9 protein-coding genes are annotated in these 14,692 nt (G+C 37.9%); 5 read left to right on the forward strand and 4 right to left on the reverse strand.

Features of this window, described 5'->3' with window-relative positions; all coding sequences use genetic code 11:
* Window positions 1–148 precede the first annotated feature (148 nt).
* Window positions 149–1,558 (forward strand): sulfatase-like hydrolase/transferase, encoded by a 1,410-nt coding sequence (locus tag GD597_RS06990; RefSeq protein ID WP_171607111.1) that lies wholly within the window; start codon window positions 149–151, stop codon window positions 1,556–1,558.
* A gap of 229 nt (window positions 1,559–1,787) precedes the next feature.
* Here GD597_RS06990 and GD597_RS06995 read toward each other — a convergent pair whose 3' ends face one another.
* Both GD597_RS06995 and pafA read right to left on the reverse strand, forming a co-directional pair.
* Complete coding sequence (locus tag GD597_RS06995; protein ID WP_171607112.1) at window positions 1,788–2,213, reverse strand: response regulator; 426 nt, start codon at window positions 2,211–2,213, stop codon at window positions 1,788–1,790.
* 635 nt (window positions 2,214–2,848) lie between these two features.
* Window positions 2,849–4,498, reverse strand: a complete 1,650-nt coding sequence (gene pafA, locus GD597_RS07000) for an alkaline phosphatase PafA (RefSeq protein WP_171607113.1) — start codon at window positions 4,496–4,498, stop codon at window positions 2,849–2,851.
* A gap of 258 nt (window positions 4,499–4,756) precedes the next feature.
* Between pafA and GD597_RS07005 the strand changes: the two genes are divergently transcribed.
* A complete protein-coding gene (locus GD597_RS07005; RefSeq protein ID WP_171607114.1) occupies window positions 4,757–6,016 on the forward strand; it encodes an aminotransferase class I/II-fold pyridoxal phosphate-dependent enzyme in 1,260 nt (419 codons plus the stop codon).
* A 144-nt stretch (window positions 6,017–6,160) separates the two neighbouring features.
* On the opposite strand, the gene GD597_RS07010 is transcribed toward GD597_RS07005, so the two are convergent.
* Window positions 6,161–7,300, reverse strand: a complete 1,140-nt coding sequence (locus GD597_RS07010; protein ID WP_171607115.1) for a hypothetical protein — start codon at window positions 7,298–7,300, stop codon at window positions 6,161–6,163.
* A gap of 206 nt (window positions 7,301–7,506) precedes the next feature.
* A complete protein-coding gene (locus tag GD597_RS07015) occupies window positions 7,507–8,661 on the reverse strand; it encodes an acyl-CoA dehydrogenase (RefSeq protein WP_171607116.1) in 1,155 nt (384 codons plus the stop codon).
* Window positions 8,662–8,890: 229 nt separating this feature from the next.
* Here GD597_RS07015 and GD597_RS07020 point away from each other — a divergent pair, with 229 nt between their 5' ends.
* The 3 genes from GD597_RS07020 to GD597_RS07030 all read left to right on the forward strand — a co-directional run bounded on the left by GD597_RS07020 (window position 8,891) and on the right by GD597_RS07030 (window position 14,181).
* Window positions 8,891–9,889 carry a beta-ketoacyl-ACP synthase III gene (locus GD597_RS07020; protein ID WP_171607117.1) on the forward strand — a complete coding sequence of 333 codons (999 nt, stop codon included), beginning with the start codon at window positions 8,891–8,893 and terminating at the stop codon, window positions 9,887–9,889.
* Between the two features lie 656 nt (window positions 9,890–10,545).
* Complete coding sequence (locus tag GD597_RS07025) at window positions 10,546–11,283, forward strand: 3-oxoacid CoA-transferase subunit B (protein WP_317170289.1); 738 nt, start codon at window positions 10,546–10,548, stop codon at window positions 11,281–11,283.
* A 69-nt stretch (window positions 11,284–11,352) separates the two neighbouring features.
* The gene (locus GD597_RS07030) at window positions 11,353–14,181 is read left to right on the forward strand and encodes a PKD domain-containing protein (protein ID WP_171607118.1); all 2,829 of its coding nucleotides are present in this window, start codon (window positions 11,353–11,355) and stop codon (window positions 14,179–14,181) included.
* Window positions 14,182–14,692 lie beyond the last annotated feature (511 nt).

Consider the following 14,692-nt stretch of genomic DNA (forward strand, 5'->3'; position numbering starts at 1 on the left):
AAAAAACTTTATGATTTTTTTATAAAATACAGTTTGCATTAAATTTTATTAATCCATGTTTTTTCGAAGGCCAGGCGGAACGTAGATTCAAAATCAATATGTAATTTAGGCGCCTACTTAATTAAACACTAAAACCTGAAAATTAAATATGTTACACCTTAATATAGCAAAAGTTTCTAAAAAATCATCGTTGCTAACCATACTACTACTTACTGTTTTAGTTGCTTTTACTGGCTGTAAAAAAGAGTTTGAAAGCACATTTAAAACAAATTTGCCTGTAGCCTATATGGGGGACAATGTAAAAGCTGGAATAACAGGTAAGCCCAATATTATATTGGTACTTGCCAACGATTTTGGTTTTGAATTACCCACTTACAATGGTGGCCAATCATACAGTACGCCTAATTTAGATGCCATGGCAGGTAACGGTATGTTTTTTCAACAAGCCTATAATCATCCTGATGGTTCTCCTTCCAGGATTGCAACCTTAACAGGAAAATACAATTTTAGAAATTTTTTATACTGGGGCTATTTACCTCCCGATCAAAAAACATTGGGCAATATGCTGCAGGATGTAGGTTATAAAACCTGTTTTGCCGGTAAATGGCAATTAGATGGTGCAGATACCCGTATTCGCAGCGCCGGTTTCGACCAATACCTTGTATATCTGCCTGATGGCAAAGGCCAACGTGTTAACAGGTATAAAAGTCCACAGCTATATTCAAATGGGGCTTATTTACGTGCAAGTCAGGTACAGGGTAAATACTCAGAAGATTTATTATTCAATTTCATGAGTAATTTTATTGATTCCAGTAAAAACAATTCCTTCTTTGCTGTTTATGCCACATTACTGCCGGCACAACCATGGGTGCCTACACCAGATAATCCTGATTATGCAGCATGGGATCCGGCAAACGACAACAGGCTTTCCAACAAAACCAAATATTACCCCGGTATGGTAAATTACCTGGATAAAAATATTGGTAAAATTGTACAAAAACTACAGGCCGCAGGTGTGGCACAAAATACGGTTATACTGTACACTTCAGCTACCCAAACCGATAGCCGTATAGTTTCTAAATGGAGGGGACAAAAAATACAGGGTACCAAAACCAATACATTTAAATATGGTACCAATATACCTTTATTGGCATACTGGCCCGGCCATATTTTACCTGGGCAAACCTCTCAAACATTAATAGATTTTACTGATTTTATGCCAACGCTGGCAGATATAGCTCAAATTCCTGTACCTACCACATACGGTACTTTAGACGGTACCAGTTTTTATGATAATATGTTAGGCATAACAGGTAAAAACCGCGATTGGGTATTTTGCCAATGGGATAATAACCCCATTGATAATGTGCCTGTAGAAAGGTATATAAACGATGCAGAATTGAAATTATACGATACGGTGGGTGTAGGTAATGGCAAATTTTACAATATTGCTGTGGATCCTTACGAGAAAAGCCCAATTCCCGATAGCCAGTTAACGCCAACCCAATTGGCCCGTAAAGCCTATTTTAGAAGCGTTTTAGATACTTTGCATAAATAGCAATCGCATTATTTAATTATATTAAAAAGCTTACCCAAACAGGTAAGCTTTTTTTATGGGCCCAACTTATGGTATTCATAGCATCGCCACTTGCGTCGCACTCTTGTACGTTCTGCATTCATGGCACCAAAACAGCCCAATAATACCTAAAACGGCAAAATAAAAGCTGCCGGTATTTACCCGCAGCTTATGGCTCACGCTTGAGTTTACATATGAAATGCAACCTATATTAACAGGCAATTTCTCTAAAATATGGCCGGCGATCGGTAAAGGTTTGCATATGGTTTTTTTGTAAAAATGGTTTGGTTAAATACCCTGTAACCTCCGGTATGGCTGCGGCTTTTGAAATATCAGCCTCATCAATAGAGGAAGACAAAATGTATACTTTTACATTGTTTTTTACATTTTCATTTAAAAGCGAAAACGCTTTCATAAACTCCCAGCCATCCATGCCAGGCATATTAATATCCAACAATAAGGTTGTTGTGGTGGCCATATCAGCATCGAAATCGGTTTTTAAATAATTTAACGCGGCTTCCGGTTTTTCGTAAGCTTTTGTGTTACTGATGCCATAGGTTTTTTCTATGGTTAATTTACAAATCAGATTACTGGTAGGATCGTCATCCACAAGAATGAATTGAAAAGGAGGTTTCATTGTAGTATATTTTTAGGTGAGCAATAAAAGCGACAACAATTTGAAAAGGCAGCAAAATGATGTAAAAGAAATTCCTGACTTAAAGTAAAATCCGGTCGGTATTTTTGGCAGCCTGCAAACTATTTTTAGACCCTGTTTGTAACCCAAAAACCAAATAAGAAATCAATTAATAGGTAGCTGTTGAGATGTTAGAATGTAATCTTTACCATCTTCTTTAAAATTAGTTTATTTTCTAATGAACAGCGCACTATTTTTTGTTATACTTATGTTTTTTAACAATAACAATGTTCGAAGTTTTGGTAAATTATTTTTATGATGTAAGTCAATAGGGACAGGCATTGTGTATGATTTTTATCAATCCGAAGTAGAAATAAAATAACTTTTACAGCATACGTTTAAACATTGGTTAGCTGCGAATGAGAAATTGTTGTTTTGCCAGCGCAAATTTTCTTGAATTATTACCAGAATAATGCCTTTTGTAGCTGCCATAAAACTGGAACGTTCAAGAGTGCGACGCAAGCGGCGATGCCATACGTTACCAAAGACTGGTCCATAAAAATATTTATTGAGTTGTTGACGTAGGTACAAATAAAAACAGCGACAATTCTTGCCGCTGTTTTATATAAAATTATTGACTATTTTTTTATTACTTCTTCAATAACATGACCTACGCAACCACTGGGCATTTGAATATGTAGCAAGGCCGCCAGTGTAGACGCAATATCCGTCATATATGTTTCCCTGTTGGTGGCACCATGTTTTATACCCCAACCATACCAAAGTAATGGAATATGCGAGTCGTAGGGGTTCCATAAACCGTGGGTAGTACCTGTAGAACCGCCATCATAAAAGCCAGGCTTTAAAATAAACTGGAAATCGCCGCTTCTTAAGGCATTATAGCCATTAGAAAGCATTTCTTTTTGTTTGGCATTTAGGTTGGCTTCGGCCATTTTGTTTAAGGCAAAAGCATTGGCAATACCCGGTTGTTTTTTAAGATAGGCTGCCAGCCAGTTGGTTATTTTAACATCATCTAACGAAGCTGAATCAATGGCATTATGGTTAAGGTAAATCTGGTAATTATCTTCGGCAAGAATAAGATTATCTACACCAAAAACCTGTTTTAGCTGGGTATTTACTTCCCTTGAATTAAAGTTGTAAGTGCCTGCAGGAATTTTATTTTCCTTTAAAAAATCTGCAATATGCGCAACACCATGATCGGCTGAAAGAAATACAGTGTATTGCCCTTTGCCAACAGTGGCATCTAAAAAATTGAAAAATTTGCCCAGTTCTTCGTCAAGCCTGATAAAATCATCTAATTGCTCCCATGAATTGGGGCCAAAAGAATGCCCAATATAATCTGGTGTTGATAAGCTAACCGCCAGAAAATCTGTAGCAGCAGATTTGCCCATGTTTTCAGAAATAGTAGCGGCTTTTGCCATTTCTAAGGTTAACGTGTTTCCGTAAGGTGTAACCGAAATTTTTCCATAGTCTTTACCAACAAACTGAGAAAGATTATAGGGGAAACCTAATTGGTCTTTGCCCAGTGGTTTGCTTTCGTATGGTTTTTGGTCTTCGGTGCAATAATCAGGATAAACAGCTTTATCCATAGCAATATCCCAGTTAAACTGGTAGAGAGAATCGGTAACTTTTCTGTTATTAAAATTATTTACCCAGGCAGGTAAAGCGTTCATATAATAGGTACTGGTAATAAAATTACCGGTTTTACTATCGTACCAATAGGCGGCATTGGCTGCATGGCCGGCCGGCAAAATAGCGCCCCTGTCTTTTATAGCAACCCCAATTACTTTACTTTTAAAGTTGGTTGCTAGCCTTAATTCATCGGTAATAGTGGTGGTGTAGAGGTTTTTCGGGCTCATTTCCCCGGCAGTTTTGTTGGTGCTGCCCACTGTACTAACACTGTCATCATCTGTACAATACACCGATTTTTTTAATAATTGGTCGTACCAGCTATTTCCCACCATACCATTTATTGCTGGAACTGAGCCTGTATAAATGGAGGAATGGCCAACAGCAGTAACTGTTGGCGTATAGGGAATAAAAGTATTCTCACAGGTAAAACCATTATTTAGCATGCGTTTAAACCCGCCATTAGCTTTAAATAATTTATTGTACCGGTATAAATAATCCCAGCGCATTTGGTCTATAACAATACCAACCACCAATTTAGGTCTGGCTATATCGGCTGCAGGCAGTGTATTTTGTTGGCTATATACAGTATAAAAACTGCAAAAAAGTAGTAAAATAAGTAGGTGAGTACGCTTCATAGCTAAAATATTGTTGGGCAAAAGTAAGGTTTGGCAGCTGCTTTTTTTAGTTAATAAAACGTAAACTAACCAATGGTGTATAAAAGCCTTTGCCCTTTTTATAAGAATGGGTTACTTTTGCCCCGTTTTAGCAAAAACGAATAAAAAATATTAGCGCTTACTTTAATATCAACTTAATCATGCGTTTACATTTTCAAATGGCTTTAAAAGCTTAATCGTTTGCGCTTATTGGCATTAAACTTTTAAATCTCAATCAATATGGCAGATATTTTTGAAAGGCTTATTAAGAATTATGGCCCCATTGGCCAACACAGAGAAAGGGCACATGGATATTTTGCATTTCCAAAGTTGGAAGGTGAAATTGGCAGCAGAATGATGTTTCGTGGTAAAGAAGTGATTGTATGGAGTTTGAACAACTACCTTGGTTTGGCTAATCACCCAGCAATCCGCAAAGCCGATGCAGACGCTTCTGCGGCATTTGGTTTGGCTTCTCCAATGGGTGCACGTATGATGAGTGGTAATACCAACCATCACGAGCAATTAGAAAGGGAACTAGCTGAATTTGAAGGCAAGGAAGATGCTATTTTATTAAATTTTGGCTATCAGGGCATCATGAGTACCATTGATGCTTTATGTGGCCGTCATGATATTGTTGTATACGATGCCGAAAGCCATGCCTGTATAATTGATGGTTTACGACTTCACCCCGGTCATCGTTATGTGTATAAACACAATGATATTGCCGATTTTGAAAAACAAATGGAGCGTGCTACTGCTTTAATTGAAAAGCAGGGCCGTGGCGGTATTCTGGTTATTACCGAAGGGGTATTTGGTATGGCAGGCGATCAGGGCAAGCTAAAGGAAATAGTGGGCCTTAAATCTAAATTCGAATTTCGTTTACTGGTAGATGATGCACATGGTTTTGGTACACTGGGTAAAACCGGTGCCGGTGCAGGTGAAGAGCAGGGTTGCCAGGATGGGATTGATTTATATTTTTCCACCTTTGCAAAAAGCATGGCTTCAATAGGTGCTTTTTTAGCCGGACCAAGAACCATTATTGATTATATCCGCTATAATATCCGTTCTCAAATTTTTGCCAAAAGTGTGCCCATGCCCATTGTTATTGGCAATCTTAAACGTTTGGATATGCTGCGTACCATGCCCGAACTAAAAGAAAAGCTTTGGAGCAATGCATTAAAACTGCAACAGGGTTTAAAAGACAGAGGATTTGATATTGGAAGCACCGATTCTGTAGTAACACCCATTTACATGAAAGGTGGGGTAGAAGAAGCCACCGCCATGGTAATGGATATTCGTGAAAATTATGGCATATTCTGCTCAATTGTAGTGTATCCTGTAATTCCTAAAGGTCATATTATTTATCGTTTAATTCCTACGGCAGCGCATAACGATGAGGATATTGAACGCACCTTGATTGCCTTCAGCGAAACAAAGGCCAAATTAGATTCCGGTGCCTATAAAGTAGAAGCCATTCCCGATATGGCTGATGCCAGATAAATTTTTGTAGCCAGGCATAGGAAATGCTTTTGTACTATACTTGCGTCGCACACTTGTACCGCAACAAATACAGCAGCATATAACAGCCGATACCTATAAAATATATTTTTTCCACAGCTGTTTCCCAAAAAGGAAGCAGCTGTTTTATTTGTTGCTTAGTACAAGATATTCCAGCAATAAAGCATCGTTATATGCAGGGCAATAATGATAATACAAGCCTAGCCCTTTTTGGGTGGCATATTTGCGTAAGGTGTTACCAAAATATGATGGGATATTGCCTGTAAAAAAAGCAAAATCATTTTGTTCTAATATGGTAAAAGTGGGTATTTCAAAAGTGGGCACCTTATAGCCCCATTTTATTAAGGTACTGCTCAGCATTATTTTCTCCACAGGGTTTTTAGTGGTAGCCCAAATAATAGCTGCATCAGTAACTAAAGTTGTTTTTAAGGCTTCCAAAGCAGGTATGGGTTTTATGGCCATTAACCTGGCGATATGGTATAAAATAATAGATGTTTTACCATAATATGGCGATACATAAATGGCTTCATTTTTATAATAGCCTTCGGTGATAGTTTTGGTAATTAGCTCCAAACTGGCAGAGTCGGCTTTGGTCCAGGTTAGTTTATTTTCCTGTACAAATGATAGTACATTACACAATACACTAACATCAAAAATTACGGGTAGTTTTTTGCCAAACCAGGTAGAGTAGGCAGGATAATTATTCAGGGTTGGCAGTACTGATCTTAATTCGTTAGTGCCATTATTGGTGTAATCCTGCATTACTGTATGTATGGCTGCCGCCGCAGAATCGCTAACATCTTGTGCCCACAAACTAAACACAGTATCATCCATATCATCGGGTAAGGTAACATGCTTATTAAAAGGATTTAATAACCCGGTGTAGGGGTATTCAAATGCACTATCTGTGCGCCAGAAATTATAGGTATTTCTTCCTTTTTGATTAATAAAATGCGCATAGAGTGGTCTGGCTTTTTGTTCTATGCTGTCAATAATGGTTTTATTGTTGTTGCTAAGGTATGGTTTGATATTTTTTAGGGTAAAGCTGATTAAAGCATTGTAAAAAATATTATTATCTTTTTTGGTTGAACTATATACTTCTTTACTGCTAATATAAGAAGGGAAAATACCCGGAAGAAAAAAGGCGTCTTGTTGCACCTGTTGCTGGCTAATACGATGCAACAACGCTGTTATTAATTCAGGCGATTGTGCTGTAGCCGATATACTTGCCAGAGAAAGAATAATAAATACAATTATGTTTTTCATGTGCTTTTCAAAGTAACTACATATTCTGTAATTTTTTGTGTTGTATGATCTTGTTAACAGTTGCCATGGTTGTTGCAGTACAAGTGTGCGACGCAAGTAAAGTATCATTCATCTACAACAGCCTGGCAATACATTTGTATTTTAAATGGCAAAATAAAACCCCTTTTTGAAAAGGGGCCATTCTCATATGCTTAGCATAAAACCAATTATTTTAAAATGCTTCTGCCAATAACTATTCTTTGTACTTCGCTGGTACCTTCGTATATCTGCGTTATTTTGGCATCTCGCATAAAGCGTTCTACATGGTATTCTTTTACATAACCATAGCCACCATGTATCTGAACTGCTTCTGTTGATGCCCACATAGCAGTTTCACTGGCAAATACTTTTGCCATAGATGAGCTAAGGGTATAATCCATACCATTGTCTTTTTCCCATGCAGCTTTTAGGCAAAGCAGTCGGGAAGCCTCAATTCGGGTAGCCATATCGGCCAGTTTAAATTGTATGGCCTGGTGATGCATAATTTCTTTGCCAAAGGCCTTACGTTCTTTGGTGTATTGTAATGATCTTTCAAAAGAACCACTTGCAATTCCCAATGCCTGTGATGCAATACCAATACGGCCACCAGCAAGCGTTTTCATAGCGAATTTGAAACCAAATCCATCTGCCCCAATGCGGTTTTCTTTGGGTACAACCACATCGTTAAACATAATGCTGTGGGTATCGCTGCCTCTAATGCCCATTTTATTTTCTTTTGCGCCCACTGTAACTCCTGGCCATTTTTTTTCAACAATAAATGCGTTAATTCCCTGGGCACCTTTTGACACGTCAGTTTGAGCCATTACCAGATAAACGCTGGCACTGTTACCATTGGTAATCCAGTTTTTGGTGCCATTTAATATATAGTGGTCGCCTTTATCTTCGGCAATTGTTCTTTGCGAAGTCGCGTCGCTGCCCGCTTCAGGTTCACTTAGCAGAAAGGCGCCGATATATAATTCACCATCTTTTTTACCCTGTGCTAAAGGGAAGAGGTATTTTCTTTTTTGTTCTTCTGTACCATAGGTGTCAAGTCCCCAGGTTACCAGACTATTATTTACACTCATACAAACACTAACGCTGGCGTCTATTTTACTAATTTCTTCCATAGCCAGCACATAACTAATGGTATCCATACCTGCGCCGCCATATTCGGGGTTTACCATCATGCCCATAAAACCCAGGTCGGCGAGTTTTATGATTTGATCATGGGGGAATTTTTGGTGTTCATCCCTTTCAATAACACCGGGTAAACATTCCTGTTGGGCAAAATCACGTGCAGCTTGTTGTATCATTAGCTGTTCTTCTGTTAACTGAAAATTCATAGAGAAGCAATTTGAGGAGCAAATGTAGAAGAAAGCATTAATAAACTAACAAATGATAGTGTCAAATATTTCTAAATGCAAGTTAAGTTCAGGTAATTATCACTTTTTAGAAAAAAGTAATCCTTTTTGGGGAACAAAAACCGTTAATCCTTAGAATGTAAGGGGTTCATAAAAGGCTGTTATTAGGTTTTATGATAATTCTATACATTTGCGCACCAAAAAAATGCGTATGAGTAAAATTACTGCTGCGATAACTGCAGTTGGCGGATATGTTCCTGAGTATAGATTAACCAATGCTGAACTGGAAAAAATGGTTGATACCAATGACGAATGGATTAAGTCTAGAACAGGTATTAGTGAAAGAAGAATACTTAAAGGCGAAGGGCTGGCCTGTAGCGATTTGGCTGTACCCGCAGTAATGGAAATTTTAAAGAAAAAGAACCTCGACCCCAAAGAAATAGATTGTATTATTTGTGGTACCGTTACGCCCGATATGATGTTCCCCTCAACTGCCAATATTATTGCTGATAAAATTGGTGCCACTAATGCCTGGGGTTTTGATTTAAGTGCTGCCTGTAGCGGGTTTTTATTTGCACTTGCCACTGGTGCTATGTTTATTGAAAGTGGTAAATACAAAAAGATTTTAATTATTGGTGCCGATAAAATGAGTGCCATTGTAGATTATACTGACAGGGCAACCTGTATTATTTTTGGAGATGGTGCAGGTGCGGTTTTGCTGGAACCCGATACGGAAGGTTTTGGTGTGAAAGACAGTATTTTGAAAAGTGATGGTAGTGGTAAAAATTACCTGAACATAAAAGGTGGTGGTTCTTTAAGACCTGCTTCTATTGAAACAGTTACCAATAGAGAACATTATGTATTCCAGGAAGGTAAATCTGTATTTAAATTCGCTGTAACCGGTATGGCAGATGTAAGCGCAGAAATTATGCAACGTAATAACCTGGCTGCAGATGATGTAGCCTGGCTGGTACCTCATCAGGCTAATATGCGTATTATAGATGCTACTGCAAACAGAATGGGGCTTTCTACAGAAAAAGTGATGATTAATATTGAAAAGTACGGCAATACAACGGCTGGTACTATTCCTTTGTGTTTGTGGGAGTGGGAATCTAAATTGAAAAAAGGAGATAATATTGTATTGGCTGCATTTGGTGGTGGTTTTACCTGGGGTTCTGTTTGGGTAAAATGGGCTTATGATACCAATTAATATTTTGATGATATTGTAAAAAGGTAGCCAATTGGCTACCTTTTTTATTAGGCGAATCTAATATGGGGGTTATTTCTGTACAAAATTGGCTAATTCGGTCTTTTTGGGATATTGCAAAAACCTTTTAGTTGTACAAAAGGGTGCTATAATGATAATTTTATATACGATTACGATTTAACGATTGCAAATTTCAAACTTTTTTATGCAAGCCAGTACCATCTCTCAAAACTATACGGGGCTATATGCTTTTAGAGCAGAACGTTCCAAGCAAATGAAAGCAAATAATGACTCTCATTTTGGTCGTAGAAAAACATTACTTATTTTTTTATTAGGTTATTTTGTTTTGATGGCCCTTACCGTATTTAGTTTTTTATAACTAATTACATCATCTTATTTTAAAGTTTATATGCTGCTAAACGGTAGCATATAAACTTTTTTTATTTTAAGCCCCAATAGCATTACTGCAGTACAAGAGTGCGACGCAAGAAAAGCTGCTAGCTGCCCTTGGTTGGGCCAATATATTTTGCCCTTTAATATAATAAATGATGGACCCGGCTATAAAACAAAGCCCGGCTTTACTTGCGTCGCACTCTTCAGGGTTTTGATTAATTCCAGGCATCAAAACCACTCATAGCCATACTACTTTATGAAAATCAATGCAATATGATACTGTTATCCCAGTAATTTTTGGAGATAGTTTACCGGTAATTGTACCTTTAATAGCAAAAGCATTCAAAATGGCACTTGATAAATTTGGTATTGCTAAACGAATTGCACAGGAACTTAAAGATGGTATGTATGTAAACCTGGGAATTGGTATTCCAACCCTTGTAGCCAGTTTTATCCCGGAAAACCTAACCGTTATACTACAAAGTGAAAATGGCATTTTAGGAATGGGGCCTTACCCCAACGAAGATGATATTGATGCTGACCTGATTAATGCCGGAAAAGAAACCGTATCAATTATACCAGGAGGTGTTTTTTTTGATAGTGCTGAAAGCTTTGGAATGATTAGGGCAGGAAAAATTGATTTAACGGTTTTAGGTGCCATGGAGGTTAGCGACCAGGGCGATATTGCCAATTGGAAAATACCCGGTAAAATGGTTAAAGGTATGGGCGGCGCTATGGACTTGGTGGCCAGTGCCAAAAACATAATTGTAGCCATGCAACATACCAACCCAAAAGGCGAAAGTAAATTGCTTGCCAATTGCACACTACCTTTAACAGGAGTGAAATGTGTAAAAAAAGTGGTAACAGAGCTAGCTGTTTTAGATATTACTGCCGAGGGTTTTTTGTTAAAAGAAAGGGCCCCGGGGGTATCAATTGAAGAAATTATTGCTAAAACAGCAGGTCGCCTTTTAATTGCAGAAGAGGTAATAGAAATGAATGTTTAATACAACGTTTATTCACGCTTGCGCAACTATTTTTTTGAATTTTACGTTTCTATTACTCTAAACAACACGTTGATATCAAAAAAATTAAATATTGGGTATTTATTTTTATTGCTGGTGATGTTTACCGGTTTTAGTGTTTTTGCCCAGCCTGTTGCCGATTTTTCAAGTAATGTAAACAAGGCCTGCAGCGGAACTGCGATTCAGTTCACCGATTTATCTACAGGCAACCCTACCAGTTGGTTATGGGATTTTGGAAATGGTGAAACTTCTACCCAACAAAACCCGTTGGCTGTTTTTGGCGATGCAGGTGTATTTACCGTTAAGCTGGTAGTTTCAAACGGGAATGGAATTGATTCGGTTATAAAATTGAATACGATTAGCATTGACTCAATTCCCCAAACCGGGTTTATAATTTCAAAAAATACAGGTTGTACCCCCTTAAGAGTTTTTTTTGAGGATACCAGCCATGCCGGTGGCCCTATTATAAAATGGTTATGGGATTTTGGTGATGGCAATACAGATATAAATCCAATAACCAGCCATACTTATACAAATGAAGGTATTTATTCCCCTCAATTAATTACAGAGAATGCAAACGGATGCAGGGACACCTTGCAGCTAAGTTCATTTATTCAAACAGCTGCAAAACCTGTAGCCTCCTTTTATGCCGTGCCTCTGAGTGCATGTGCTACAGATCCATTTAATTTTTTTAATACTACAACCGGAGCTGCTACTTCTTATCTGTGGAGTTTTGGTGATGGAGATACCAGTACCAGAAGAAACCCAAATCATTTTTATCAGGCCTCCAATTATATGACGGTTACCCTTGTAGCCAATAATAAGGTTTGCGCTGATACCTCTACCATCGTGGATTATGTATATGTAAAACCTCCTTTTGTAAAAATGCGCACTATTCTGGATTGTAATAGTCCATATACCAGAAGTTTTGAAGCAAAAATAATTGACGCTATTTCGTTTAAATGGGATTTTGGTGATGGTTTTACTTCTACTGATACATTTCCGGTGCATACTTTTACCAGCCCCGGCTCATATTTGGTAAAACTATTGGCTGCAGGGGCCGAATGTGCTTACAGAGATACTGCAACTATTCACATTATTGATGAAAAGCCGGACTTTAGTGTCTCTTTTCCAAATGCAATTGTTTGCAGAAATGATACGGTTATTTTTGATGCCACCGGCTTACAGGCTGGCAATATTCAAAGCTATACCTGGTCTTATGGTGATGGCATAATTGAGAAAATAAATGCCGGCAGCCAGGCCAAACATGTATATAGCAAAAATGGCTCCTTTTTCCCCACATTGATAACAAAGGATTTAAATGGCTGTAATGATACTGCCATTACCACAATTCAAATTGAAGTGTATGGCCCCAGCGCATCTTTTAAAAATGATTCGCTTATTTGTTTAACAAAACTGGCAACATTTTCTGATCAGTCGGTAAATGATGGTATTCATCCAATTATTGCATGGCAATGGGATTATGGTGATGGTTTGGTTGAAACATATGATGCGCCGCCATTTCAACATAATTATACAAGCCCCGCTTTGTATACAGTAGCGCTTAAAGTAACAGATAATATTGGTTGCGCAGATACCGTATCAAGCACTCAGGCCATCATTGTTTCTGAAAGGCCGGTAGCAAATTTTTCCATCAGTGACACGATTGCCTGTTTTGGACAGGCAGTACAATTCAATAATACATCTTCAGCTACCATACCTATTATATCTTATACCTGGAATTTTGGCGACAATACAACTGCTTCTACCCAGAACGCCAATTATATCTATAAAAATACCGGCACATTTCAGGTTGCATTGGAGCTAATCAATCAAAATGGATGTGTTGATTCCTTAATTAAACAGGTAACCGTAATTGCTTCGCCCAATGTAGATGCAGGTGTTGACTCTTTTTTATGCGCAGGTCAATCCATCGTGTTAAATGGAAATGGTGCCAACCTGTATAATTGGGTGCCCGATAATTCTTTAAGTTGTACTGCCTGTGCCAGCCCTGTCGCTACACCGCTTATTTCTTCCAAATACTTTCTAACAGGTATAGACACAACCAGTGGTTGCCCTTATAACGACTCCGTATTTGTTCTTGTAAAGCAACCGTTTAATGTTTCGGTAAATAAAAGTATTGATACAGTGTGCATAGGAAATACCATTCAACTTGCTGCAAGTGGCGCAGAACTATACAATTGGTCGCCACCGGAAGGTTTGAATGCCGTAAATATTGCCAACCCATTGGCTTCTCCGGTAAATACTAGCTTGTATACGGTAACCGGGCGTGATGATAAAAATTGTTTCACTGATAGTAAAACCATTCAGGTAATAGCAGCCCCCTTGCCTGTTTTTGATATTATTGATAATAATGTCACCTTTCCCGCAGGTACATCCTTTGTAATCAGAACCAGTAATTCCCCCGATGTGGTAAGCTGGAAATGGAGCCCTGCTACCGATCTTTCCTGTATAGATTGTGCGCAGCCAACCACCAAAGCAAATAAAAGCATTCAATATACAGGAATAGCTTCTACTGCGTTTGGCTGTAGTGCCAGCGATAAAATAAATGTAATAGGTATTTGTAAAGACGAGCTTGTTTTTGTACCCAATACGTTTTCGCCCAATGGAGATAATATAAATGATAAATTTTATCCCCGAGGTGCCGGATTTTATCAAATAAAATCGATGCGTATTTTTAATCGTTCGGGCCAATTGGTATTTGAGAAATTACACTTCGCAGCCAATAATGCAGCAGAAGGGTGGGATGGTACCTATCGTTCAAAAAAGCTGGGTGCTGATGTGTTTCTGTTTTTTATCGAAATTATCTGTAACGATGGTAAAATGTATACTTTAAAAGGCGATATCACCCTGTTGTAATAGTGAACAATAGTTCTTTCGGAGTGGTTATTAATTTTTTGGAACTAAGCTTTTGTTATTAATTAAGCTTTACTTGCCACGCTCGGTTCAAGGTTCTGTTCATCGTGGGGCATGTAAACAGTATGGTTATTTATTCATATTTAGGAAAGTGAGATAACCAAATGTGATAATTTACTAAATAAAAAACCAGCTTTTCTAATACTTTGTCTTGTTTTTGGAATAATTTTTGACTATTAATTATATCAAAATCAACAACCCTAAAAGCCTTAACGCAATTCGCTATTCATTTCAACGTTTTGTTTTATGGTGAGCGCAACAAAATATTAACTATTAACCATGGGGTTAGGGTTATATTGTATATTATGTGTTTAGCTTTGTGAAAATTTATGCCATATGCTAACAATCTAACTTACAAGTGGTTATTTGATGCCAAAGGTTATGAACGATGAACCGAGCGTGGCAAGTAAAGCTGCATTAAAATATACAGCTGATTACAAAAGCATAACTGGTT

This window comes from Limnovirga soli (genome assembly GCF_013106755.1).
Classification (GTDB): domain Bacteria; phylum Bacteroidota; class Bacteroidia; order Chitinophagales; family Chitinophagaceae; genus Limnovirga; species Limnovirga soli.

What these genes read in the sequence shown, in the direction of transcription:
- GD597_RS06990 (WP_171607111.1), top strand. Translation starts at nt 149, where the DNA reads ATGTTACACCTTAATATAGCAAAAGTTTCTAAAAAATCATCGTTGCTA.
- GD597_RS06995 (WP_171607112.1), bottom strand. Translation starts at nt 2,213, where the DNA reads ATGAAACCTCCTTTTCAATTCATTCTTGTGGATGACGATCCTACCAGT.
- pafA (WP_171607113.1), bottom strand. Translation starts at nt 4,498, where the DNA reads ATGAAGCGTACTCACCTACTTATTTTACTACTTTTTTGCAGTTTTTAT.
- GD597_RS07005 (WP_171607114.1), top strand. Translation starts at nt 4,757, where the DNA reads ATGGCAGATATTTTTGAAAGGCTTATTAAGAATTATGGCCCCATTGGC.
- GD597_RS07010 (WP_171607115.1), bottom strand. Translation starts at nt 7,300, where the DNA reads ATGAAAAACATAATTGTATTTATTATTCTTTCTCTGGCAAGTATATCG.
- GD597_RS07015 (WP_171607116.1), bottom strand. Translation starts at nt 8,661, where the DNA reads ATGAATTTTCAGTTAACAGAAGAACAGCTAATGATACAACAAGCTGCA.
- GD597_RS07020 (WP_171607117.1), top strand. Translation starts at nt 8,891, where the DNA reads ATGAGTAAAATTACTGCTGCGATAACTGCAGTTGGCGGATATGTTCCT.
- GD597_RS07025 (WP_317170289.1), top strand. Translation starts at nt 10,546, where the DNA reads ATGCAATATGATACTGTTATCCCAGTAATTTTTGGAGATAGTTTACCG.